Annotated in this window: 24 protein-coding genes and 1 riboswitch; of the genes, 21 read left to right on the forward strand and 3 right to left on the reverse strand. The window is 35.3% G+C overall.

The window, feature by feature from the left end:
* Positions 1-14: 14 nt before the first annotated feature.
* The 13 genes from PYW34_RS03840 to PYW34_RS03900 all read left to right on the forward strand — a co-directional run bounded on the left by PYW34_RS03840 (position 15) and on the right by PYW34_RS03900 (position 11,233).
* The gene (locus tag PYW34_RS03840) at positions 15-959 is read left to right on the forward strand and encodes an LCP family protein (protein WP_002334482.1); all 945 of its coding nucleotides are present in this window, start codon (positions 15-17) and stop codon (positions 957-959) included.
* Between the two features lie 15 nt (positions 960-974).
* Positions 975-1,754 carry a YveK family protein gene (locus PYW34_RS03845; RefSeq protein WP_002334483.1) on the forward strand — a complete coding sequence of 260 codons (780 nt, stop codon included), beginning with the start codon at positions 975-977 and terminating at the stop codon, positions 1,752-1,754.
* Positions 1,755-1,765: 11 nt separating this feature from the next.
* Positions 1,766-2,464 carry a CpsD/CapB family tyrosine-protein kinase gene (locus PYW34_RS03850; protein ID WP_002334484.1) on the forward strand — a complete coding sequence of 233 codons (699 nt, stop codon included), beginning with the start codon at positions 1,766-1,768 and terminating at the stop codon, positions 2,462-2,464.
* 38 nt (positions 2,465-2,502) lie between these two features.
* Complete coding sequence (locus tag PYW34_RS03855) at positions 2,503-3,267, forward strand: tyrosine-protein phosphatase (protein ID WP_002334485.1); 765 nt, start codon at positions 2,503-2,505, stop codon at positions 3,265-3,267.
* Positions 3,268-3,330: 63 nt separating this feature from the next.
* Positions 3,331-4,020, forward strand: coding sequence for a sugar transferase (locus PYW34_RS03860; protein WP_025478009.1), 690 nt, complete (start codon positions 3,331-3,333; stop codon positions 4,018-4,020).
* Between the two features lie 13 nt (positions 4,021-4,033).
* On the forward strand, positions 4,034-4,483 hold the full coding sequence (gene pssD / locus PYW34_RS03865) for a PssD/Cps14F family polysaccharide biosynthesis glycosyltransferase (protein WP_002311295.1): 450 nt from the start codon (positions 4,034-4,036) through the stop codon (positions 4,481-4,483).
* Positions 4,483-4,974, forward strand: coding sequence for a PssE/Cps14G family polysaccharide biosynthesis glycosyltransferase (gene pssE / locus PYW34_RS03870; RefSeq protein ID WP_002334487.1), 492 nt, complete (start codon positions 4,483-4,485; stop codon positions 4,972-4,974). The genes pssD and pssE overlap by 1 nt, the downstream gene beginning before the upstream one ends.
* A gap of 27 nt (positions 4,975-5,001) precedes the next feature.
* Positions 5,002-5,754 (forward strand): glycosyltransferase family 32 protein, encoded by a 753-nt coding sequence (locus PYW34_RS03875; RefSeq protein ID WP_002334488.1) that lies wholly within the window; start codon positions 5,002-5,004, stop codon positions 5,752-5,754.
* 1 nt (position 5,755) lies between these two features.
* The gene (locus PYW34_RS03880) at positions 5,756-6,898 is read left to right on the forward strand and encodes a hypothetical protein (RefSeq protein ID WP_002334489.1); all 1,143 of its coding nucleotides are present in this window, start codon (positions 5,756-5,758) and stop codon (positions 6,896-6,898) included.
* On the forward strand, positions 6,895-7,782 hold the full coding sequence (locus PYW34_RS03885; RefSeq protein WP_002334490.1) for a glycosyltransferase family A protein: 888 nt from the start codon (positions 6,895-6,897) through the stop codon (positions 7,780-7,782). The genes PYW34_RS03880 and PYW34_RS03885 overlap by 4 nt, the downstream gene beginning before the upstream one ends.
* 1 nt (position 7,783) lies before the next feature.
* The gene (locus PYW34_RS03890; protein WP_002334491.1) at positions 7,784-8,650 is read left to right on the forward strand and encodes a glycosyltransferase family 2 protein; all 867 of its coding nucleotides are present in this window, start codon (positions 7,784-7,786) and stop codon (positions 8,648-8,650) included.
* Position 8,651: 1 nt separating this feature from the next.
* Entirely contained in the window at positions 8,652-9,818 is a 1,167-nt protein-coding gene (locus PYW34_RS03895; protein ID WP_002311302.1) for a nucleotide sugar dehydrogenase, read from the forward strand.
* Between the two features lie 2 nt (positions 9,819-9,820).
* Complete coding sequence (locus PYW34_RS03900; RefSeq protein ID WP_002311303.1) at positions 9,821-11,233, forward strand: oligosaccharide flippase family protein; 1,413 nt, start codon at positions 9,821-9,823, stop codon at positions 11,231-11,233.
* A gap of 304 nt (positions 11,234-11,537) precedes the next feature.
* Here PYW34_RS03900 and PYW34_RS03905 read toward each other — a convergent pair whose 3' ends face one another.
* Positions 11,538-12,209, reverse strand: coding sequence for a MurR/RpiR family transcriptional regulator (locus PYW34_RS03905; RefSeq protein ID WP_002334492.1), 672 nt, complete (start codon positions 12,207-12,209; stop codon positions 11,538-11,540).
* Between the two features lie 142 nt (positions 12,210-12,351).
* Between PYW34_RS03905 and pfkB the strand changes: the two genes are divergently transcribed.
* The 4 genes from pfkB to lacD are packed head-to-tail and all read left to right on the forward strand — an operon-like array spanning position 12,352 to position 16,173.
* A complete protein-coding gene (pfkB, locus tag PYW34_RS03910; protein ID WP_002334493.1) occupies positions 12,352-13,302 on the forward strand; it encodes a 1-phosphofructokinase in 951 nt (316 codons plus the stop codon).
* Positions 13,284-14,747, forward strand: a complete 1,464-nt coding sequence (locus tag PYW34_RS03915; RefSeq protein ID WP_002334494.1) for a PTS fructose transporter subunit IIC — start codon at positions 13,284-13,286, stop codon at positions 14,745-14,747. The genes pfkB and PYW34_RS03915 overlap by 19 nt, the downstream gene beginning before the upstream one ends.
* Positions 14,744-15,202 carry a fructose PTS transporter subunit IIA gene (locus PYW34_RS03920; RefSeq protein WP_002330075.1) on the forward strand — a complete coding sequence of 153 codons (459 nt, stop codon included), beginning with the start codon at positions 14,744-14,746 and terminating at the stop codon, positions 15,200-15,202. The genes PYW34_RS03915 and PYW34_RS03920 overlap by 4 nt, the downstream gene beginning before the upstream one ends.
* Positions 15,199-16,173, forward strand: a complete 975-nt coding sequence (gene lacD / locus PYW34_RS03925; RefSeq protein WP_002334495.1) for a tagatose-bisphosphate aldolase — start codon at positions 15,199-15,201, stop codon at positions 16,171-16,173. Before PYW34_RS03920 ends, lacD begins: the two co-directional genes overlap by 4 nt.
* Positions 16,174-16,351: 178 nt before the next feature.
* On the opposite strand, the gene yidC is transcribed toward lacD, so the two are convergent.
* Positions 16,352-17,302 carry a membrane protein insertase YidC gene (gene yidC, locus PYW34_RS03930; protein WP_002306243.1) on the reverse strand — a complete coding sequence of 317 codons (951 nt, stop codon included), beginning with the start codon at positions 17,300-17,302 and terminating at the stop codon, positions 16,352-16,354.
* A gap of 438 nt (positions 17,303-17,740) precedes the next feature.
* Positions 17,741-18,016: an acylphosphatase gene (locus tag PYW34_RS03935; RefSeq protein WP_002289551.1), complete on the reverse strand. Its 276-nt coding sequence runs from the start codon at positions 18,014-18,016 to the stop codon at positions 17,741-17,743.
* Positions 18,017-18,123: 107 nt separating this feature from the next.
* On the opposite strand from PYW34_RS03935, the gene PYW34_RS03940 reads away from it, so the two are divergent.
* The 4 genes from PYW34_RS03940 (at position 18,124) to PYW34_RS03955 (ending at position 22,000) form a co-directional block, all read left to right on the forward strand.
* The gene (locus tag PYW34_RS03940; RefSeq protein WP_002334496.1) at positions 18,124-18,888 is read left to right on the forward strand and encodes a TrmH family RNA methyltransferase; all 765 of its coding nucleotides are present in this window, start codon (positions 18,124-18,126) and stop codon (positions 18,886-18,888) included.
* 122 nt (positions 18,889-19,010) lie between these two features.
* Positions 19,011-19,514, forward strand: a complete 504-nt coding sequence (locus PYW34_RS03945) for an HD domain-containing protein (protein ID WP_002289559.1) — start codon at positions 19,011-19,013, stop codon at positions 19,512-19,514.
* Positions 19,515-19,921: 407 nt separating this feature from the next.
* Entirely contained in the window at positions 19,922-20,569 is a 648-nt protein-coding gene (locus tag PYW34_RS03950; RefSeq protein WP_002334497.1) for a FusB/FusC family EF-G-binding protein, read from the forward strand.
* Positions 20,570-20,610: 41 nt separating this feature from the next.
* Positions 20,611-20,677: riboswitch (Fluoride riboswitch) on the forward strand.
* Between the two features lie 54 nt (positions 20,678-20,731).
* Complete coding sequence (locus PYW34_RS03955) at positions 20,732-22,000, forward strand: voltage-gated chloride channel family protein (RefSeq protein ID WP_002334498.1); 1,269 nt, start codon at positions 20,732-20,734, stop codon at positions 21,998-22,000.
* The last annotated feature ends 4 nt before the right edge of the window (positions 22,001-22,004 follow it).

The raw sequence follows: 22,004 nt of genomic DNA on the forward strand, positions 1-22,004 counted from the left end.
AAACGGAGGAAACTATGGCAAGACGAAGAAGAAAATCAAGAGGGAAAAAAATATTTCTGATTATTTTAGCAGTTCTTATCGTATTAGTATTAGCAATTGTAGGAGTAGGAGCAAAATTATATCTGGATCTCTCACATTCTATTGAGAAAACTTACGAGTCAGTGGAACGAACCCAAGGAGAACGAACGAAACCAGTTGATCTGAACAAACAAGAATCTTTCTCTGTTCTATTGATGGGGATTGATACTGGAGATTTAGGTCGGGTCGATCAAGGAAGATCAGATACGATGATGGTTGCCACAGTCAGTCCTGAAGACAAACAGACAACGATCGTCAGCATTCCTCGAGATACGTATGTCGACATCGTAGGTCGTGACACAAAAGACAAGATCAACCACGCTTACGCATTCGGCGGAGCTGCCATGGCGATGGATACCGTACAAAAATATGTAGACATCCCAATCGATCACTATGTCTCTATCAATATGAAAGGGCTAAAGGAACTCGTTGATGCAATTGGTGGTATCGAAGTCAATAATGACCTCACTTTCTCACAAGATGGCTATGACTTTCCAATCGGTAAAATTACATTGAACGGGGTTCAGGCATTATCTTATTCTCGTATGCGTTATGAAGACCCAAATGGTGATTACGGTAGACAAGGGCGCCAAAGAAAGATCGTAGAAGGCGTAGCAAAAAAAGTATTGAGTCTAAATGGTGTCAGCAACTATCAATCCGTTTTGAATGCTCTAGAGTCGAATATGAAAACAGACATGAGCTTTGATGAAATGAAAAAAATCGCTTTAGATTATCGGGAGGCATTTGGTACGATCAAGCAAGATCAGCTGCAAGGAGAAGGCTTCATGCAAGATAATATCTCCTATCAAAAAGTCAGCGATCAAGAACTTGATCGTGTGAAAAAAGAATTAAAAGATCAAATGAATCTAGAGAATAAATAGGAAAGTGGAGAAAAAATGGAAGAGACAATCAACTTGAAAGAAATTTTTGAAACATTACGCAAACACTTGGTAACAATCATCATCTCAATGTTTGCTGGCTTGGCCATCTCAGGAATCGTAACATTTTTCATCTTGACACCAAAATACAGTTCACAAGCACAATTGATCGTGACACTGCCACAATCAGACACAGCAAATGTCAATGATGTCAATACGAACCTGCAAATGATCAATACGTATAAAGATATGATCGTCAGTGATTTAGTGCTAAATGAAGTCAAAGATCGTTTAGAAACAGAAGACAATGTGAAAATGACTGCTGAACAAATCAAAGAGGCCATCTCAGTCAATCAGTCACAAAATTCACAAATGTTCTCGATCCAGGCAATAAGCACGAATGCAGTGACTGCTCAACAGATCGCTAACACAACTTCACAAGTTTTCCAAGAGAACGCAAAAGACGTGATGAATGTCGATAAAATCTCGATTATTTCAGGTGCAGTTGCCAATACGACACCTGTTTCGCCAAATAATAAATTGAATCTAGTGATTGGCTTAGTATTAGGAATGATGGTAGGCGTAGGTCTGGCATTCTTATTCGAATTACTCGATCGGACAGTGAAAGATGAAAAATATGTGACGGATACATTAGGATTTCCAATCTTAGGAACAGTTCCAGAAATGTCAGCGAAAGAATTGAACGCTGGTATCCGTAAAAAAGGATCAGCTCCTGCACGACCAAAAGCTACAAACGGTAAAACAGCCCCATCACGCAGAAGCCGCTCAAGAGTCTAGGAGGAAGAAAAATGGCACGAACACAGAAACAAAAAGCAGCACAAACTCATGCAGTCAGTTTGATCACATTAACAAACCCATCTTCACCAATCGCCGAACAATATCGTACGATCCGGACGAATATCCAATTTGCCTCCACAGCTGGTCAGCAAATCAAAACGATTGTCGTGACTTCATCAGGTCCTGGAGAAGGAAAATCCACCACTGCAGCAAACATTGCAGTCGTTTTTGCTAAATCCGGTCAACGGGTTCTATTAGTCGATGCAGATTTACGTAAACCCGTCGTCTATAAAACATTCCAGTTGAGCAATGCTAGTGGATTAAGTACAGCACTTAGTTCATCAGGAAGTGTAGCAGATGTGATCCAACGAACGCCAGTCGAGAACTTGTCGATTTTGCCTAGTGGGCCTAAGCCACCCAACCCATCAGAATTGTTAAGCTCGCCAAGAATGGATCAGATTCTAGCCGAAGCAAGACAGATATTTGACGTGGTGATATTCGATATGCCACCAGTAGTAGCCGTAACAGATGCACAGATCATGTCTTCAAAAACAGATGGCACTTTATTGGTCGTACGTGAAAATATGTCACGTAAAGAATCCTTGACTAAAGCAAAAGAACTGCTGGAGATGGTACAAGCACGAGTCTTAGGTGTTGTATACAACGGAGCAGAACATAGCAAAGATGCTGGTTATTACTACGGAAATTAAGGAAAAATTAAGGAATAAGAAGAGAGGAGACAAGGGAAATGATCGATCTACATTGCCATATCCTACCAGGAATCGATGACGGGGCAGAAAACTTAGAAGCAAGTATTGCAATGGCTGAAAAAGCGATTCAGCAAGGCATCACGCATATTTTATGCACACCACACCATAATAATGGAAAATACAGCAATGAAAAATCACAAGTCATTTCTCTAGTCGCTTCGTTACAAGCAGAATTAGAGAAAAGACAATTGCCTTTGACGTTATTGGAAGGACAAGAAGTACGTATTACCGGAACGCTCATCGAAGACATCCATCGAGATGAAATTTTATTTACAGATTTAGATGATACATATCTTCTGATCGAATTTCCGACACTGGAAGTGCCGTTATATGCGGAACGGCTTTTTTTTGAGTTGTTAGAACTAGGAAAGACACCAGTGATCGTCCATCCAGAACGTAATGCGCATTTTCGCGAGGACCCGAATCATTTGATTCCGTTCCTAGATATGGGATGTTTGGCCCAACTTACTGCGCCAAGTTATGTTGGTGTATTTGGCAAAGATATCCAGAAAACAGCCAAAACGATGGTCAAACATAATCTTGTGCAGATGGCTGCTTCTGATGCCCATGGGGTCTCTAAGCGCACCTTTTACTTAAAAGAGTGCTATGAACAGATTGCCAAGGACTTTGGTAAGGAAAAAGTAGTACAGATGAAACAAGTCGCAAAGGATCTGATCAATGGGGATGAAATCAGTTATTCAATCTATGAAGAGGTAAAAAAGAAGAAGTTTGGTTTATTTTAGTTCTTTATTCGTAGATAAAAAGGAAATGAGGAGAGAGTGAGGATAGTGAAAGGGACTGAAAGTATGGAAAGTGAAGATTTATTATCTCGTATTAGTGAAGTACATCCTAATCAAGTTTTGTTGGATAAAGAAAAAGTAGAAAAACGATGTATCTATTTATTTTTTAAAAGAATGATTGATATTATAGGAAGCATTATTGGTTTGATTTTAGCTTCTCCTTTGATGTTTTATGTAGCTTATCGAATCAGAAAAGAAGAGCCAGGAAGTCCAATATTTTTTAGCCATACACGTGTTGGTAAAAATGGAAAAACATTCAAAATGCATAAATTCCGTTCTATGTGTTTAGATGCTGAAGAAAAATTGGAAGAGTTACTTGATCAAAATGAAATAGAAGGCGCAATGTTCAAGATGAAAGAAGATCCACGTGTTACCCAAATAGGTAAAATTATCCGTGCTAAAAGTATTGATGAATTGCCACAGCTATGGAATGTTTTAAAAGGAGATATGAGTCTAATTGGCCCACGTCCACCTTTGGAAAGGGAAGTAGCTGAGTACACGAGATATGATCTTCAACGCTTGTATGTAAAACCTGGATGTTCAGGTTTGTGGCAAGTTAGTGGTAGAAATGATGTTAGTTTTCATGAAATGGTTGATTTAGATTTAGAATATATAACTAATCGAAGCCTATTGAATGATTTTAAACTAATTATCAAGACAATTTGGATCGTTATAAAACCAAATGGGGCATATTAAGGAGTGTAAGTTATTGAAAATTTGTTTAGTAGGTTCAAGTGGAGGACATTTGACTCATCTATATTTATTAAAAAATTTCTGGGAAAAAGAAGAAAGATTTTGGGTAACATTTGATAAAGAGGATTCGAGAAGTATGTTGAAAGATGAACGATTTTTTCCATGCTATTATCCAACAAATCGTAATATAATAAACTTAATCCGTAATTCTTTTCTCGCTATTAGAATACTATTAAAAGAAAAACCAGATTTAATCATATCTTCCGGTGCAGCTGTAGCAGTTCCGTTTTTCTATTTAGGTAAATTAATCGGAGCAAAAACTATTTACATTGAGGTTTTTGATAGAATTGATGCGCCAACCCTGACTGGAAAATTAGTATATCCTGTGACAGATAAATTTATTGTACAGTGGGATGAGATGAAAAAAGTGTATCCAAAAGCAATTAATCTCGGAGGTATATTTTAATGATATTTGTGACTGTGGGAACACATGAACAGCAATTTGATCGTCTAATAAAAGAAATTGATAGATTAAAAGAAAGCAGATTGATTTCAGAAGAAATCTTCATGCAAACTGGATTTTGCAACTATATACCTAAAACTTGTGATTTCCAACAATTTTTATCTTATGAACAGATGGAAGAATATATTGATAGAGCTCGTTTAGTAATCACTCATGGTGGCCCCTCTACATTTATGAATGTTTTAAAAAAGGGGAAAAAACCTATAGTTGTTCCTAGACAAAAACGGTTTAGTGAACATGTAAATGATCATCAATTAGAGTTTGCTGAAGCAGTTAAAAAAAAAGGCTATGATATTTATGTACTTAAAGAGATTAATGAACTTTTAAATTTATTAAATAATTCTAAAAATGATATAGAAATTAAGATAAATAGTAATAATTTAAAGTTTTGTGAAAAACTAGAAAGCATTGTAAATAGTTTGGATATCAAATAATTTTTAGAGAAGGAGGAATTTTAAAGTATGATACCTAAGAAGATTCATTATTGCTGGTTTGGAAAAAATCCACTTCCAAACGAAGTAAAAAAATGTATAGAATCATGGAAGTTGTTTTGTCCTGATTATGAGATTATTGAGTGGAATGAAGAAAATTATGATGTATTCAAAATTGATTATATGGCTGAGGCTTACAAAGCAAAAAAATATGCTTTTGTTTCTGATTACGCTCGATTGGATATTATTTATAATAATGGTGGCATATATTTAGATACAGATGTAGAATTGATTAGACCATTAGATGATCTTTTACATCATTCTTGTTATTTGGGGATGGAGTTACCGGGTAGAGTCAATACTGGATTAGGTTTTGGTGCTGTCAAAGGCAACAATTTCTTATATGAAAACATGAAATATTATGAACATAATCATTTTTTTTATAAGGGTAGAATGAATCTTACAACTTGTGTGGATATAACGACTAATATTTTAAAGAAACACGGGTTATCTAATGATGATAATATACAAATTATCAAGGATACGATAATTTTTTCAACAGAATATTTTTGTCCCTATGACATTGAAAAAGGTATTACAAATCTTACATGTAATACTATTTCTATACACCATTATTCTGCATCGTGGTATCAAGGTGGAAATATCATTAAAAATATTAGAAAAAAAACTATTCCTATAAAGATTAAAATAAGAAAAATAATTGATAGTTCTTTTGGTATTGGAAGTTATGAAAAAATAAAAAAGATATTAAAGGGATTTTGAGATGACAAATAGATATTCTATAATTAGTGATTTAAGTGAAAAAATTTTTATGGTGTTTTATGTAATAATAGTTTTTAGTTTAATTTTAAGTATGAGCACATATTCCGTTATATTTCCCAATTTACAATTCAATATAAATAATATTCAGAGAGTATGTTTTAGCTGTTTACTATTAATGTCTCTATTTAATTTAAAAAAGAAGTATATATTTTTAGCTTTGCTTATAATATTTTTTGGAATAGCCTCTTTTTATTTTACTAAATCGGCATTATTTTTATATAATATTATATTAGTTTTGAGCTCTAGTCTTTGTTATTTTAATCGTCTGGTGAAAATCTTTTTCTATACAGCTACTTTTACTACTTCAGCAGTTATAGTTTCATCATTAATTGGTATAATTCCAAATCTTATAATGATAAGAGAAGAAAGCTCTGTTTTACGATATGCTTTAGGCTTCAATCACGTTAATAATTTGGGTAGTATACTTACTATTTTATTCTTTTGCTCTTGGTACTTATTTAGAAAAAAAAATTTTACATTACTAATCATAAATTGTCTTTTTATCTTTTTATCTCAAGCAATTTTAAATAGTAGAACCTCTTTAATAATAATGCTTATATTCATATTAATATATGCATTTATAAATAAATACGTATTATCTGATTATTTATTGTTTTTTTATGCTGTAGTTTTATCATTTATAGTAGGAGCAACAATTTATTTTTCAATACACATAGCAAATGATAAACTTGATTTGTTATTTAGTGGACGCTTAGGTTATTTATATAAGACACATGCATTACATGGATTCACGTATTTAGGACAATATTTAGGTTTAGATAATCAAATAGCCAAAGAATCCGTTTTTTATGTATCAAAAAATCATATTATTTTAGATAATGCTTTTGGAAGAATGATGATGGAATACGGTTTTATCTCATTGATAACTTTTTCTTTTACGTTATATTTTTGTATTAAAGAGGCGATAAAGTATGATGATACTATATTAGTTTTGATATTTTTATCCATAGTATGTATTAGTTTTAGTGAACTTTATCCTATAGATTTTAGGCTTAATCTATTTCCTTTATTTTTATTAAGCCGTAAAGCTAATAATATTAAGTTATTGAGAGGGCATTTATGATAACAATATTTACTCCTACTTATAATAGAAAAAAAGAAATAAAAAAGTTATACGAATCATTATTAAATCAAACAAGCAAAGGCTTTGAATGGCTTATAGTCGATGACGGTTCAACTGATAAGACTAAGGAGTTTTTTTTATTATTAGAAAAACAACAATTACCATTTAAAATACGGTACATTTACCAAGAAAATAGTGGCAAACATGTAGCTTATAATACAGCTATAAAAAACATGAAAACTGAATGGCATGTTGTAGTTGATAGTGATGACATTTTATTTGAAAAATCAATAGAAATATTTGAAATGAGAATTCAAGAAATAGAAAATGATATGATAGGATTAATTTTTCCGAAGAAAAATTTAGATTCTATTTATATCTCTCCATGGATTGAAAAAAAAATCCCTATGAATATTCCTGATATCAAGTTTAAGTTTGGATTAAATATTGAAACTTGCATTGTTATAAACAATAAATATATTAAAAAATTTCAATTTCCAAAATTTAAAGATGAAAAATTTATGAGCGAAGAAAGCCTATATTATTATTTAGCAGACTATGGTAAATTTTTGCCGTTTAAAGATCAAGTATATGGATATCGTTATCTAGAGGATGGTTGGACAAAGAATTTATTTAGAATTTGGGAAGAAAATCCTTTAAGTACACTGTATTCCCTAAAAATGAGAAAAAAATATATACAGAAACATGTAAAAGGATTAAAGAAAACCAAAGAATTAATCAAAGTATCTATGAATATAAATAGTCTAGAATGGTTAAATGAAAAAAGTTTCAAAAAATATATTAAAGGAAAAAGTATAAAACAGTGGTTTTATGTTCCAATTTTTTTTATGTTTAAAAAGATACGTTTTGAGAGGAAAAAATAGTATGATGGTTAGCGTAGTAATACCTACTTTTCAACGTAATGATTTCTTGGAGAGAGCAATCAATAGTGTTTTCAAACAAAATTTTACTGATTATGAAATCTTAATCATTGATGATAATGTAGGAGAAAATGTTTATAGAATTAATAATAGAAATTTAGAAAATAAAATCCAAAACAGCAAAATACGCTTTATATATAACGAAAAAAACCTTGGAGGAGCTGAAGCAAGAAACATTGGCATTAAAGAAGCACAAGGTAAATATATCGCCTTTTTAGATGATGATGATATTTTTTTGCCTGAAAAATTAAAAAAAATGATTTCAGTTCTTGAAGAAAAAAAAGGAGTAATGGCTTATTCTTTTGTCAAATCAAATTTAGGCCAAGAATGGAAATATGTATATAATGGAAATGCCCTATTTGAACTTTTTAAGGTAGGATCAATTGCTGCTACATCACAATGGATAATTCTTCGAAAAGCATTAATAGAGGTCGGAGGATTTGACAATACACCAGCAAAACAAGATTCTATACTAACATGTAAATTACTTGAAAATGGTAATGAGATTATTTGTATAGAAGAGTTTCTATCAGTTTATTTTGAACACGAATTTACTAGAATAAGTACAAGCGGAAAAACACTTATTGGTGAAATCAATCTTTTTAACAAATATAAATCAATAAAAGATAGATTCTCGATTCAGGAGCAAAAAGAGATCGAATTAAATTTCAATTACAGAATATTTAAGTATAAAATTAAAATGAAAAAATACGTTTCTGCTAGCCAAAACCTTTTCAATATAGTAAGAAACAATCCTTTTAAGGGATATGAATTAATTAAGAAAGATTTTATTAGAGGAGGAATGAAGTAAGATGCGTATCGCACTTTTTGGACTCGGCTACGTTGGCTTAGCTAACGCTTTATTACTTGGCCAGCACGAAAATGTTAAAGCATATGATATCGTTGAGGAAAAGATTGATATGCTAAGAAACAGACAATCACCTTTAGAGGATAAAGAAGTTCACGAGTTTCTCGAACGGGATGATTTAAATGTGGAATTTACTAAAGATTTCGAGGAAGCTGTACTTTTTGGTGATTACTTGATCATCGCTACACCGACAGATTACGACGAAAAGAAAAATTACTTTAATACTTCCACAGTTGAAGATGTTATTGAAAAAGCCCTGATCATTCGACCAGATGCAACTTTTATTATTAAGTCAACTGTTCCTGTGGGATATACATTAGAATTAAAAGCAAAATTTAAAACAGAGAATATTGTTTTTTCTCCAGAGTTTTTAAGAGAAGGGAAGGCATTGTATGATAACTTGTATCCTTCTCGAATTGTTGTAGGAGAGTGTTCTGATAGAGGGCAAGAAATAGCGGATATGTTTGAACGGAACGCTTTAGATAAAGATGTGCCAGTTCTTTTGACACATCCTACTGAAGCTGAAGCAATCAAATTGTTTTCAAACACTTATCTTGCTTTACGCGTAGCATATTTTAATGAGTTAGATACTTATGCCGAGTCTCGAGGATTGAACACAAAACAAATCATTGAGGGTGTAGGGTTAGATCCTCGAATTGGCTCTCACTACAATAATCCCTCATTTGGTTACGGAGGATATTGTTTACCTAAAGATACAAAGCAGCTAAGAGCAAACTATGAAAATGTTCCAAGCAATATCATCAGTGCAATTGTAGACGCAAATACGACAAGAAAAGATTTTATTGCAGACCAAATTTTAGCGAAAAAACCTAAAACTGTAGGAATCTATCGTTTAACAATGAAGGCAAATTCTGACAACTTTCGGTATTCATCTATCCAAGGTGTAATGAAACGTATCAAAGCAAAAGGGATCGAAGTCGTAGTTTATGAACCAACACTAGATAAAGAAGCATTCTATCATTCACGGGTGATCAAAGATTTTGACGAATTCAAGAATATGTCAGATGTGATTGTATCAAATCGTATGGAGCCAGCTTTAGCTGAAGTAAAAGAAAAAGTTTATACGAGAGATATTTTTAGACGGGATTAACCATGAAAAATTTAGCTAGAAATTTTTTTTATCAGAGCTTGTTTCAAATTACTAAAATCATTATCCCTATAATTACTATTCCAATAGTATCGAATGCGCTAGGGCCAAGTGGAATCGGTATTTATAATTATACTTTTTCAATTGCTCAATATTTTGTTTTAGTTGCTGGATTAGGTGTCGCAATTTATGGAAATAGAGAAATTACTTTAATACTTAACAGAAATAAAGAAGAATTATCAAAAGTATTTTGGGAAATACTGATGTTTAAAGCAATGACAACTATTTTTGTTCTTATGTTTTATTTTGCTTTAACTTTCTTCTTAGAGAATAAAATTTATTTATTGATACAATCCTTGACGATTATAGCCGTATTTTTTGATGTTTCGTGGTTTTTTATGGGGATTGAAGATTTTAAAAAAACTAGTATTTCTAATTTATTGGTACAAATTGTTACGTTTGTTTTAATTGTTTTCTTGATTAAAAATGAAGGAGATGCATTAAAATATACACTTATTCAAGCGTTAGGTTTAGTATGTTCGCAAATAAGTGTTTGGCTGTTTATTCCTAAGTATATTCATTTTGTAAAAGTAAGTATAAGAAATAGCTTTAATCACTTAAAGGGATCATTTGAATATTTTATACCGCAAATAGCTATTATGTTGTATACAAATTTGAATAAAACGCTTTTAGGATTTACTATGGGCAGCATGGCGGTTGGATATTTCACTAACTCATTACAATTGAATACCGTTTTTATAACCATTATTACTACGTTAGACTTAGTGTTATTACCTCATATGACTGGCTTTTTTGCAAAAGAAAATGTGACTAGAATCGTTCGAATGATGGAGAAAACTATACATTTACAATTATACTTTTCAATACCTATTATGTTTGGCATGCTAACTGTTTATGACAAATTAGTGCCGTGGTTTTTTGGAGAAAAATTTATATACATTAATAATGTTATTCCTTATTTTTCAGCTCTAATAATAATTATTCCGTTAGGTATGTCAATTTCCAGACAATATTTAATGCCGATAGGGCACGTCAAGGAATATAACAAATCAGTAATTGTTGGGGCCATCATCAATATCGTAGCCAATTTAATATTGTTACCAACTATTGGTTTTTTTGGTGTAGTTTTTTCGAATATTTTAGCAGAATGCTTTGTAACTTTTGTAAGGACAAGATCTTTCTTAAAGAGTACAGATTTTAAATTTGAATATCGTAAAATTGGAATCTTTTTGCTAGGCGGAATACTTATGTGCATAGTAACACGTTCTTTAACAAGTAATTTATCAAGTAGTATTTTGACTAATTTGATACAGTTTGCTATTGCTTTGCCTATTTATTTAACCATTACTACTCTATTTAAGGCAAATCCGTTCCTTGATTTATTAAGGAAAAAATAGTTTTTACAAGTAAGTTGATAATTAGAACTTTGTTCAATAAAAAAGTGATTTAAATAGCTTATAAGAATTGAAAAATGTGAATTTTCATCATCCCTAATCTGGAACAGAAAGCACAAGCTTCTGTTCCAGATTTTTTTATTATTTCCTTTTGTTTATTTATTTTGTAGTATTTTTAGCCATGCTAAAGTACACGATAGCTTTTATCTAAAATGGGAAATGAAACTAATAAATTATAGTAGCGAGATACGTAAGGCATTTTTTACAGTTTTTCTAGCAATTGTTATCAATTGTAAATCAAATACCCTCAATTCTCCCCCATACGCAATACATAGGCGTCAAGCAAGATTCTCGCGATGATCTGGAGAGGCAAACGCGACCGTACTTCATAATCAGGGAAATAAGAACCTTCTGATTTGAAACCTACGAGATTGATCTCGCAATAGTCTTTCAGTGTAGAGGAATGATTGGCTGTAACTAGAATCGAACCAATCTCTGCATCATAGCAATTCTTTGCGGCGGTGATGAGTTCTTTTGTCTCGCCGTTCAAAGAAACAAAAATAACGCTGTCTTTCTTAGTCAGTTTCTGACTGATGCTTTTGATAATTTCTGGATCAGTATGCATTTGACAATTTTTTCCTGTTAATTGAAGTTTTACCAGCATTTCTTGGCCAATCATTTCTGAAAATCCTCGGGCAAAGACAAAAACCCGGTCAGCAAATTTGATTCTTTGTATCGCATCCTCAATATTTCCGATTTCCAACATATTGATCGTACGTACCACTTCTTGTTCATTTTTTAGAATGGCTCGGCGGATACCTTTGTCTACTTTATCTAAGAAAGAAAAATTGATGTTCTTGTTTTCTCCTTCTTTTAGATGATGCTTAAACGAAGTAAACCCTTCATAGCCTTTCTTTTTCATTGTCCGCACAATGGTGGCTGTTGAGACATTTGCTGTTTCACTTAATTTGTGATCCATATTCTTTCCTTCTTTCACCAAAAGTTAGTTAAAAAATAGCACGACGAGTTTATGAATGTAAAGGTTTTCTTTGTGTTGGGACGATTAAGAAAACATTTTCACTTTCGCGTATTTCATAATAGAGTCAAGGAGGTCATTGGTTATGTCTATCTACACATGCACGATGAATTTGGCAATTGATCTATTTATTGAAACAGATGAGATGCATCCTTTTATGGTAAACCGCACAAAAGAGGATGACATTCAGGCAAACGGAAAAGGAGTGAATGTGTCACTAGTATTAAAGATGCTAGATTTCCCAAGTACGGCATTAGGTTTTTCTGCTGGGTTCACAGGAAAGTATATAGAAGACTATTTACAGCAGAAACAAATCCAAACAGAGTTTATTGAAGTGCCTGTTATGACGCGTATCAATGTATTTACACAAGTCAATCAAACGAAAGAAGAATACAAATTAGTGAATCAAGGACCTGAAATACCGCAGACAGCTGTCCATAATTTTTTAAATCAAATAAGAGCATTACAAGCAGAAGATTATCTTTGTGTTTCTGGGAGTTTACCAAGAGGGCTGTCTCCAAAGGTTTTAATAGAAATCAGTCGGATTTGTCAGGAAAAGGGGATTCATTTGATTATTGATAGTAGTGATCAAGAAGTCATGGATTGTTTACCCTATCGACCGTTTTTGCTGAAACCGAACGAGGAAGAACTTTCTTCTTGGTTCGGACGAAAAATGGTTACAGATGAAGATTACTTTGTTTATGGACAACGACTAGTAGAGTTAGGTGCAGAAAATGTTTTGTTATCCCTCGGTGAGAAAGGAGCAATTCTTTTTACGAAAGACAGGGTGTTTCGAGGAAACTCGCCCAAAGGAAAAGTTGTCAATACAGCATGTGCAGGTGATACCATGTTAGGCGCTTTTTTATCAGGATACATGAATCGACGACCGCTTGATGAAACGTTACGTAAAAGCATAGCAGCAGGCAGCTCAACCGCTTTTCGCAAAGGATTAACAGATTTTTTAGATGTGGAGGGATTAAGTAAACAAATCAAAATCAGGGAAGAGAGGTTCGAAAGATGGGAAAATATCAACTAATTGCAGCAACCGGTTGTCCGACAGGAATTGCGCATACCTACATGGCGCAAGAGGCATTAGAACAAGCAGCTAGGAAAAAAGGCATCACGATCAAAGTAGAGACCCATGGACAAATTGGGATCGAAAATGAATTAACGGCTGAAGAAATCAAACAGGCTGATGCTGTCATTATTGCCGCAGACAAAGATGTCCATTCAGAAAGATTTGCGGGAAAACGAGTCATTGATGTTTCTGTCAGTACAGGAATCAAGGATGCACAACGGCTGATTGACGAGGCATTGGCAGGAAAAGGTACTGTCTTAGCAGATAAGGAAGCTGTTGATACTTTAGAACCAGAAGTGATGAGTGGTGCTAATTTTGGTCGTAGCATCTATAAAAATTTGATGAATGGTGTCTCTCATATGTTGCCTTTCGTGGTAGCTGGCGGAGTATTGATTGCTATTTCATTTGCCGTTTGGGGAATCTATTCTTTTGATCCAGATCATGCACAATACAATGCTACAGCGGCAATGGTAAAAGTAGTTGGCGATGCAGCAATGGGAATGATGGTTCCAGTTTTAGCAGCTTATATTGCAGAAGGGATCGCGAAACGTCCAGGGTTAGTCGTTGGATTTGTTGGTGGACTCGTGTCCATGAATGGCGGTACTGGATTTTTAGGAGGCATTTTAGCTGGGTTCTTAGCAGGTTATTTTATCTTATTTTTGCAAAAGCTACTGACAATTTTACCTAAACAACTAGATGGCTTGAAGGCAATCTTCTTATATCCAGTTATTGGTGTAGCATTTATTGGCATCGTGATGTCTTTGCTGGCAGGTCCAATGAAGGCTATAAATGAAGGAATGATGAGCTTTTTAGCTGGATTTGAACATTCGAATCCACTTGTTCTTGGCGTGATTGTTGGCTGCATGTGTGCGTTTGATATGGGAGGACCGGTTAATAAGGCGGCATATGTAACAGGAACAGCTCTTTTGGCACAAGGAAACACGACTTTTATGGCTGGTGTGTCAGCAGCTTGTATTGCACCACCGTTGATTACTGGTTTTGCTACTTTATTGTTTGGTAAATATTTTGATACCAATGATCGTAATGCAGGTTTGGTTAATTTTATTTTAGGATCAACTCATATTACGGAAGGAGCTATTCCGTTTGCTGCGAAAGACCCGATCCGAGTGTTACCCACGATGATGTTAGGCTCATCAATTGCTGCTGTCTTAATTTATTTGTTTGGCGTCCAAGTTCCAGCACCACATGGTGGTTTTTTAGTGTTACCTGTAGTGACGGGAAAAATCCAATGGGTTACAGCGATTCTTATTGGTTCGATCGTTGGTGGAGTGATACTAGGATTAATCCAAAAGAAAAGAGTAACTGATGAAGACAAGAAGATGGATAATAAAGCAGCAAATCGTACAGTTATCGAAGAAGGAAGAGCAGGAGGCTTATCATGACAATCATTCATGAAGAGAACATTTTTTTACAACAGCCATTAGATAGTCAAGAAGAAGCATTTAAGTTTTTAGCAAAGCAAACATTCTGTTTAGGAATCGCTCATGACGAAAAAGAAGTATATCAAAAACTTCTAGAAAGAGAAAAAGAAGGTACTACAGGAATAATGTCAGGTTTTGCTATCCCTCATGCGAAGTCTCAAACAATCAACGAACCTAGTATGATTATCGTCACACTGAACAAAGGAATTGAATGGAACAGTTTAGATAGACAGTCAGTTGATTTTATTTTTGCGTTATTTATTCCAGATTCAGAAGCAGGAACGACTCATTTGAAATTATTGTCTCTTGTTGCACGATCATTGATGCGAAAAGAGGTTACAGAACAGTTGAGAAAAGCAAAATCAAAAACAGAAATAGCCACAATATTAACTAAAGAAATAGGTGAAGATCTATGAAGAAGATGAGTATAGAAAAGCAGGAACGTTTGAAGCGATTGACGGATGAAGCTGGAATTATTAGCGCGTTAGCAATCGACCAGCGTGGTGCTTTGAAGAAAATGATCAACCAATATAAAGAAGCTACATCAGAAGACATCATCCAATTTAAACAGATGGTTTCTCAATACCTGACTCCCTATGCCTCAGCTATTTTACTTGATCCAGAATACGGCCTGCCTGCAGCAGCGCTTCGAGAGAAAGAATGTGGCTTGCTGCTAGCTTATGAAAAAACCGGCTATGATACGAAAATGCCGGGAAGATTACCTGATTTATTGAATATTTGGTCGGTGAAAAGGTTAAAAGAAGCTGGTGCGGATGCTTGTAAATTTTTATTGTACTATGACGTTGATGAACCAGCAGAGATTAATGTGCAAAAACAAATAGTTATAGAACGGATTGGTTCAGAATGCGAAGCAGAAGGCATACCTTTCTTTTTAGAGATCCTTTCTTATGATGCAACTATTGGCGGTCCGTCTTCTCTTGCCTATGCAAAAGTAAAACCACATAAAGTTATTGAAGCCATGCGAGAATTTTCAAAAGAACGTTATCAAGTGGATGTATTGAAAGTAGAAGTGCCAGTGAATATGAGATTTGTGGAAGGATATGGGCAAGAGACTTGTTATAGTCAAGCAGAGGCATCCGCGTATTTCTATGAACAATCGAAAGTGACTGAACAACCGTTTATTTTTTTTAGTGCGGGAGTCAATGCTACGCTATTTCAAGATACATTACGTTTTGCAAAACAATCAGGTTCGACATTCAATGGTGTCTTATGTGGGCGAGCAACATGGGCGAAGGGAGTGGCACCTTTTGTTACCGAAGGCGAAGAAAAAGCGAGTAGTTGGATGTTAGAAGAAGGAAAACAAAATATTAAGGAATTAAGTACACTATTAAAAGAAACAGCAACACCTGTCTACGTTGATAGATAAGAAAAAGTTGTTTCTTCATAAAAAGATGCTGCTGCAATTAGATAGCGATCAATCGATGATTCAAATTATACATTCACTTAAATAAAAATATCGACCAGATTTCTTTTTCAAAAATCTTGGTCGATATTTTTAATTGCTAAAACTGTTAATGAATTTTTATTACACTCTTATTTACTATCTACTTCCGCTTCTGCTGCTTTCCTGCGTTGCGGCCTTTGTTATTTGTACTGTTTTTTGGTTGTTTGATTTGTTTTGTTGCTTGTTTGTTGTCAGCTGGCTTTGCTGATTCTGTCACGTCTTTTCTTGGAGTGACGACTTGTTTTGGCGGGTTTTGTTTCAACTCTTCTGCCACTTGTGCTTTCAAACGTGGTTTCATCATAACGTTTGTGATGAATGTTTGCAGACAGCTGAACACACCACCGACTACCCAGTAAAGTGTAACGCCGGCTGGCGCACTGATCGACATGAAGACGATCATAGCAGGAGAGACGATCAGCATCGTACGCATCGTCTTTTTCTGTTCTTCAGGAATACCGATTGTTGAAATATATCCTTGAAGCAGATAAGCGACCCCTGCAATGGCAACAAGCACCATACTTGGTGAGCCTAGATCGATGCCGTAAAAAGATGATTCACGGATACCTTCTGTGTAGCGAGCCGTAAAATACAAGGCAGAGAAGATCGGCATTTGGATCAATAGAGGCAGACAGCCGATTCCGCCGGTCATACTCAATCCGTTTTCGCGATATACTTGCTGCATTTCTGCTTGTGCTGCCATTTGTTCTTCACGTGTTGTTGCAGCTTTTAGCTTTTGTTGTGCTGCTTCAACTTGTGGTTTTAACGCTTGCATTTTTTCAGATTGGATCATTGTTTTTTTCGATTGACTGATACCTAGTGGCAAGATGATGATACGAACGATCACAGTCATTGCAATAACTGCCCAGCCGTAAGACCAATTGAAATTCTCAACTAGATATGTAATCGCTTGGCCCATAGGATGGACGAGTACTCGATAAACGATTCCTGAAGTGTCAGGGTTTCCGTTTGAATCCATCCGCACACAGCCAGATAAAAAGAGCAGGATACTGACAAGTCCGGATCCCAATAACCAGTTTTTCCATTTATTCATAGAATACTTCCTCTTCTATAATTTTTACACAAACTTAACTATACTAAAAAAGCGCATGGAATTCAATCAACTTCATAGAAATTTCATATAAATATTCTTTCTTTTTCGTAGCGAAAAATTTTGAAAAAAAGACAAAAAATCAAGAAAGAAATACTTGGAAAGAAAAGAGTAATTCCAAGTGTTTCTTTCTTATTTAAAAAACTAAAAACTTTTTTGTTCTGTCTGGAAAATATGGGTTAAGCAAATTCATTGCAAGTTATAGATCAGCTTTTTTACTACCTATCTTTAATACTTGAGGCAAAGCGCCTCAAAAACAACCTGATCGACGGTGCTCAAAAGTCAATTTCTTGGTATTAAGTCAAATTTATGCAAAAATGTGGAAAGCCATTTTCACAAAATTTTCCTTAATACTCAAAACTCAGCGACCTTTTCACAACCTTATCCCACCACATCAAATTTCTTTCGTTCCTCAATCATCGGATCTTCTTGGACATCCACATACTGCACTCGTCCACTTGGGCTCGGAGACTTCTTGACTTCTTCGATAAATTTTTGGATGATGTCGTCATTTCCGATTGCTTCGATTGTGACTGAGCCGTCGTCTTCGTTTTTTACCGTTCCGGTCACGCCTAACTGATCAGCAACCATCTTGGTCATATAGCGAAATCCCACGCCCTGGACACGTCCTTGGACATTCATTTTAACTTTGCGCATGTTCGTCACCTTTCTTTCCTGTTTTATAAATCAATGATACCGATTTTTTTAGGATGAAACAAGCTCAAGCACCTATTCCATGATATAATCAGGTGAGGTGAAGGAATGTGAAAGAGATCCAATCAGCAAAAAATCCAAGAATCAAAGAATTAAAAAAACTACATAAAAAGAAATACAGAGAAGAAAAGGCAGAATATCTTTTGGAAGGGTTCCATCTGATTGAAGAAGCTGCGTCGTCTGATGCAGAAATAAAAGAACTTTTTGTGACACAGAGAGGTATGAAAGAATGGGGAGACTGGCTGGCTGTAAACAAAGAGATTTCTACTTTTCTAGTTTCAGATGAGGTCATGACCGCTATGTCAGATCTACCTACACCGCAAGGGATCTTAGCAGTGATGATGTTAACATCTAAAGATACGCCAGATTTTTCAGGAGGCTGGCTTTTACTAGATAATGTACAGGATCCTGGAAATGTGGGAACGATGATCCGTACGGCAGATGCGTTTGGTATGGCTGGTGTTTTATTAGGTAAAGGAACGGCAGATATTTATAGTACAAAGGTGCTGCGAAGCATGCAGGGAAGCAATTATCATTTGCCTGTGTTACAAAAAGATTTGGCAGAAGTGATCCCTGTAATGAAAGGCAAAGGGTTTACGGTGTACGGTACAGAATTAAATGAAGAAGCACATGCATTAGACAAAGTAGAAAAAACAGAGGATTTCGCTATAATCATGGGAAACGAAGGTCAGGGAGTAAGTCAGGAAATCTTGTCTTTGACTGATCAGAACGTATATATCCCAATGAAAGGAAATGCGGAATCATTGAATGTCGGAGTCGCAGCAGGGATCGTTCTTTATCATTTTTCTTTATGATTAAGGAACTATTAAGCTTTAGCTATTTTATCTAGAGCGACTAGAATAATCCGAACACTGGTGGTATACTTAGATCAATTTCAGAAGAAAATGAAATTCAAAAAGGTGGCAGATCGATAATTATGACAGAAAAATGGCGTGAAGACGAAGAATATATGTCTTATGTACAAGATCTTTTAGAAACAGAAGCAGTGAAAAAATTAGCGAATTACACACAGCATGTTCATTCCACTCGTTTGGAGCATTCCATCAGTGTTTCTTACTATAGTTATCTGCTCGCAAAAAAATGGGGTGGCAATGCTAAAGCAACAGCGCGTGCTGGACTTTTGCATGATCTGTTCTACTATGATTGGCGTACGACGAAATTTGACGAGGGGACACATGCGTATATCCATCCAAGAATTGCTGTAAAGAATGCAGAAAAAATCACCGATTTGTCGGATCTTGAGCGAGATATCATTTTGAAGCACATGTGGGGTGCAACGATCGCACCGCCTAAGTACAAAGAAGGATATATCGTGACATTCGTGGACAAATACTGCGCAGTCAAAGAAGCGGCTCAGCCCATGTCTGCAAGTATGCGTAAGAGATGGCAACGTTACTTTGGGAAAGAATCCTCGATTTAATAGGTAAAACCAATAATAGACCATATTGAGGTTGTGACAGAAGTGGTCAGCTTCAAGAAATAAGAAGGAATTTACGAAAATTGCTTCTCAAATTTTTGTGAAGTTTCGGCTTATTACCGCAGATGCCAGCTTTTGAACACCATTCATTCGAAACAAGGGACTTTGACACGACTTTTGTCACAGTCCTTTTTTCTGTTTGCAGTTGACTATCTGTTCAAGATACGGTTTACTTTTATTTATCGAATGAATCATGTACATAGAATAATAAGCATTAAAGGGGGTGATGATAAGATGCAAAACGTATCTTATTTAAAAGAGTCCGGGATCTTCAGGTAACACATACTTTGCAGAAGATCACTTTTTTCTACAAAGTATGCACTTTGGTTAGAAGAAAGGACTTTAAAATCATGGAACAAACAATAAAACCATACCAATATTTTTTTATAAAAAGAGAAGTAGAACAGTTATTAAATGCGTACTCATCTGTCAATGATCCAAAAACGGTACAAACAGTTCAGGCACTAGCAGCTGAAAAGATTCGAGACATATTAGAACACGAACTGCCAGAAATCGATACATTTTTAACGACAGTTTTAGACGTAAAACTGACAAAAGCGCAAGCAGAAAGAGCATTGGAGGAGCTGAAGCAAATCGTCCAGCCGTTTATGCAGCCTAGCAAACCACAAATCGAGAAATTATTCCGAAAAGTGAAAAAACTCAAACAACCAGCTTGGAATGAAATCGACTTGCAAGAACATACGTACATCGGCTGGAATGATCCAGGTACGCAGAAAAAATTCATGGTCTATTACGAAGATGAAAAATTAAAAGGGATTAGCGGTACTTTATCACCAACGATAAATAAGGGAATCTGTGCAATCTGTCAGAAAACATCGAATGTTTCGCTTTTTCTTTCTACAACGAAAGCAGGTTCTGATGGCACGTATACGAAAAAGGGGAATTATATTTGTCATGATAGTGACCAATGTAATCAACAGTTAACGAAATTGGCTCCTTTCTATGAATTTGCTGAACGTGTAAAGAAAGAACGATAATTTTATTGTTTTTTACAGAAAAATATGCTATCTTTTAATGGAAGTGAATAGGTGATGGTGTTCGCCTTTAAATGCTAACGAAAGATAGCTAATGACGCCTACTAAAGTCTGGGGACAGCCCCTTTCTTTAGTAGGCGTTTTTTTATTGAGGAGGAATTTTTTATGGAAAAACAATTACCGAGTCCAGTACGCATTTTAGTGTACATGCTGAAGTGGCTGGTGATCACAGCGATTCTCGGTATATTCATGGGGAGCTTATCTGCTTTTTTCTTAAATAGCTTGACAGTTGTGACAGATATCCGACTATCACATCCTTGGCTCCTTTATCTACTACCAGTTAGTGGTGCGCTTTTTGCTTATCTCTATGCGTATCACGGCGGTCTTTCTAGTCGTGGAAACAACTTAGTGATCGATCAAGGAAATGGTGGAGAAGAAAAAATCCCGTTGCGACTTATTCCACTTACACTGTTTGGAACCATAACTACCCATTTATTTGGGGGATCTGTTGGCCGTGAAGGAACAGCAGTCCAAATGGGGGGAGCGTTAGCAGATAATATATCACGTTTGTTCCGATTGGATAAATCAGAACGGGAAATCTTGATTATCAGTGGAATCAGTGCGGGTTTTAGTTCTGTATTTGGCACACCTTTAGCTGGAACATTATTTGGATTAGAAGTGTTGGCAATCGGGAAAGTCCGAACAGAAGCGATCTTCCCTAGCTTCTTTGCTGCACTGTTTGCAAATTTCATGACAGAAAGCTATGGTGTTTCTCATCTACATTACCAAATGGGTGTGATTCCTGAATGGAGTATGTTGCTGTTCTTCAAAGTTTTTGTTGCTGGGATTGCTTTTGGTTTGATTGGTTGGGTATTCAGCCGTTCGATCGTCTTTTTAAAAGCGCGATATGCACAATGGATTCCTCATCCTGTTTGGCGAAATACGATAGGTGGAGCTGTAGTTGTGGCAGCAGCATTGATTTTGCAAACACAACGTTATCTCGGTTTGAGTCTTCCGTTACTTCAAGAATCATTTAATGGACAGACACATGTCTATGATTTTATTGGGAAGTTATTCTTCACAGTTTTGTCTTTAGGCGCGGGATATCAAGGGGGAGAAGTGACACCATTGTTTGAAATTGGTGCAACGCTTGGTGCAGCACTAGCGCCTTTGCTCCATGTTTCTGTTCCTTTTCTCGCAGGATTGGGCTTTATCGGAGTATTTTCTGGTGCGACAAATACACCGATTGCCTGCTTTGTGATGGGGATCGAATTGTTCGGTTCACAAGCGGCAGTATACTTCTTTATGATCTGCTTGATCAGCTTTATGTGTTCAGGCAACAGCGGTATTTATTCTGCTCAGCAAGTAGCGGTCAAAAAAGGGATACTCTTTTTGCCAATAGTTAAGAGAATGAAAGAAAAAAACAAGGTGTGACATA

The organism is Enterococcus faecium (genome assembly GCF_029023785.1).
Taxonomy (GTDB): Bacteria; Bacillota; Bacilli; order Lactobacillales; family Enterococcaceae; genus Enterococcus_B; species Enterococcus_B faecium.

What these genes read in the sequence shown, in the direction of transcription:
- PYW34_RS03915 (WP_002334494.1), top strand. Translation starts at nt 13,284, where the DNA reads ATGGGAAAATATCAACTAATTGCAGCAACCGGTTGTCCGACAGGAATT.
- PYW34_RS03955 (WP_002334498.1), top strand. Translation starts at nt 20,732, where the DNA reads ATGGAAAAACAATTACCGAGTCCAGTACGCATTTTAGTGTACATGCTG.
- PYW34_RS03935 (WP_002289551.1), bottom strand. Translation starts at nt 18,016, where the DNA reads ATGCGCAAAGTTAAAATGAATGTCCAAGGACGTGTCCAGGGCGTGGGA.
- PYW34_RS03950 (WP_002334497.1), top strand. Translation starts at nt 19,922, where the DNA reads ATGGAACAAACAATAAAACCATACCAATATTTTTTTATAAAAAGAGAA.
- lacD (WP_002334495.1), top strand. Translation starts at nt 15,199, where the DNA reads ATGAAGAAGATGAGTATAGAAAAGCAGGAACGTTTGAAGCGATTGACG.
- PYW34_RS03880 (WP_002334489.1), top strand. Translation starts at nt 5,756, where the DNA reads ATGACAAATAGATATTCTATAATTAGTGATTTAAGTGAAAAAATTTTT.
- PYW34_RS03855 (WP_002334485.1), top strand. Translation starts at nt 2,503, where the DNA reads ATGATCGATCTACATTGCCATATCCTACCAGGAATCGATGACGGGGCA.
- PYW34_RS03900 (WP_002311303.1), top strand. Translation starts at nt 9,821, where the DNA reads ATGAAAAATTTAGCTAGAAATTTTTTTTATCAGAGCTTGTTTCAAATT.
- PYW34_RS03890 (WP_002334491.1), top strand. Translation starts at nt 7,784, where the DNA reads ATGATGGTTAGCGTAGTAATACCTACTTTTCAACGTAATGATTTCTTG.
- pssE (WP_002334487.1), top strand. Translation starts at nt 4,483, where the DNA reads ATGATATTTGTGACTGTGGGAACACATGAACAGCAATTTGATCGTCTA.
- PYW34_RS03860 (WP_025478009.1), top strand. Translation starts at nt 3,331, where the DNA reads ATGGAAAGTGAAGATTTATTATCTCGTATTAGTGAAGTACATCCTAAT.
- PYW34_RS03840 (WP_002334482.1), top strand. Translation starts at nt 15, where the DNA reads ATGGCAAGACGAAGAAGAAAATCAAGAGGGAAAAAAATATTTCTGATT.
- pfkB (WP_002334493.1), top strand. Translation starts at nt 12,352, where the DNA reads ATGTCTATCTACACATGCACGATGAATTTGGCAATTGATCTATTTATT.
- PYW34_RS03895 (WP_002311302.1), top strand. Translation starts at nt 8,652, where the DNA reads ATGCGTATCGCACTTTTTGGACTCGGCTACGTTGGCTTAGCTAACGCT.
- PYW34_RS03850 (WP_002334484.1), top strand. Translation starts at nt 1,766, where the DNA reads ATGGCACGAACACAGAAACAAAAAGCAGCACAAACTCATGCAGTCAGT.
- yidC (WP_002306243.1), bottom strand. Translation starts at nt 17,302, where the DNA reads ATGAATAAATGGAAAAACTGGTTATTGGGATCCGGACTTGTCAGTATC.
- PYW34_RS03875 (WP_002334488.1), top strand. Translation starts at nt 5,002, where the DNA reads ATGATACCTAAGAAGATTCATTATTGCTGGTTTGGAAAAAATCCACTT.
- PYW34_RS03945 (WP_002289559.1), top strand. Translation starts at nt 19,011, where the DNA reads ATGACAGAAAAATGGCGTGAAGACGAAGAATATATGTCTTATGTACAA.
- PYW34_RS03885 (WP_002334490.1), top strand. Translation starts at nt 6,895, where the DNA reads ATGATAACAATATTTACTCCTACTTATAATAGAAAAAAAGAAATAAAA.
- PYW34_RS03905 (WP_002334492.1), bottom strand. Translation starts at nt 12,209, where the DNA reads ATGGATCACAAATTAAGTGAAACAGCAAATGTCTCAACAGCCACCATT.
- PYW34_RS03920 (WP_002330075.1), top strand. Translation starts at nt 14,744, where the DNA reads ATGACAATCATTCATGAAGAGAACATTTTTTTACAACAGCCATTAGAT.
- PYW34_RS03845 (WP_002334483.1), top strand. Translation starts at nt 975, where the DNA reads ATGGAAGAGACAATCAACTTGAAAGAAATTTTTGAAACATTACGCAAA.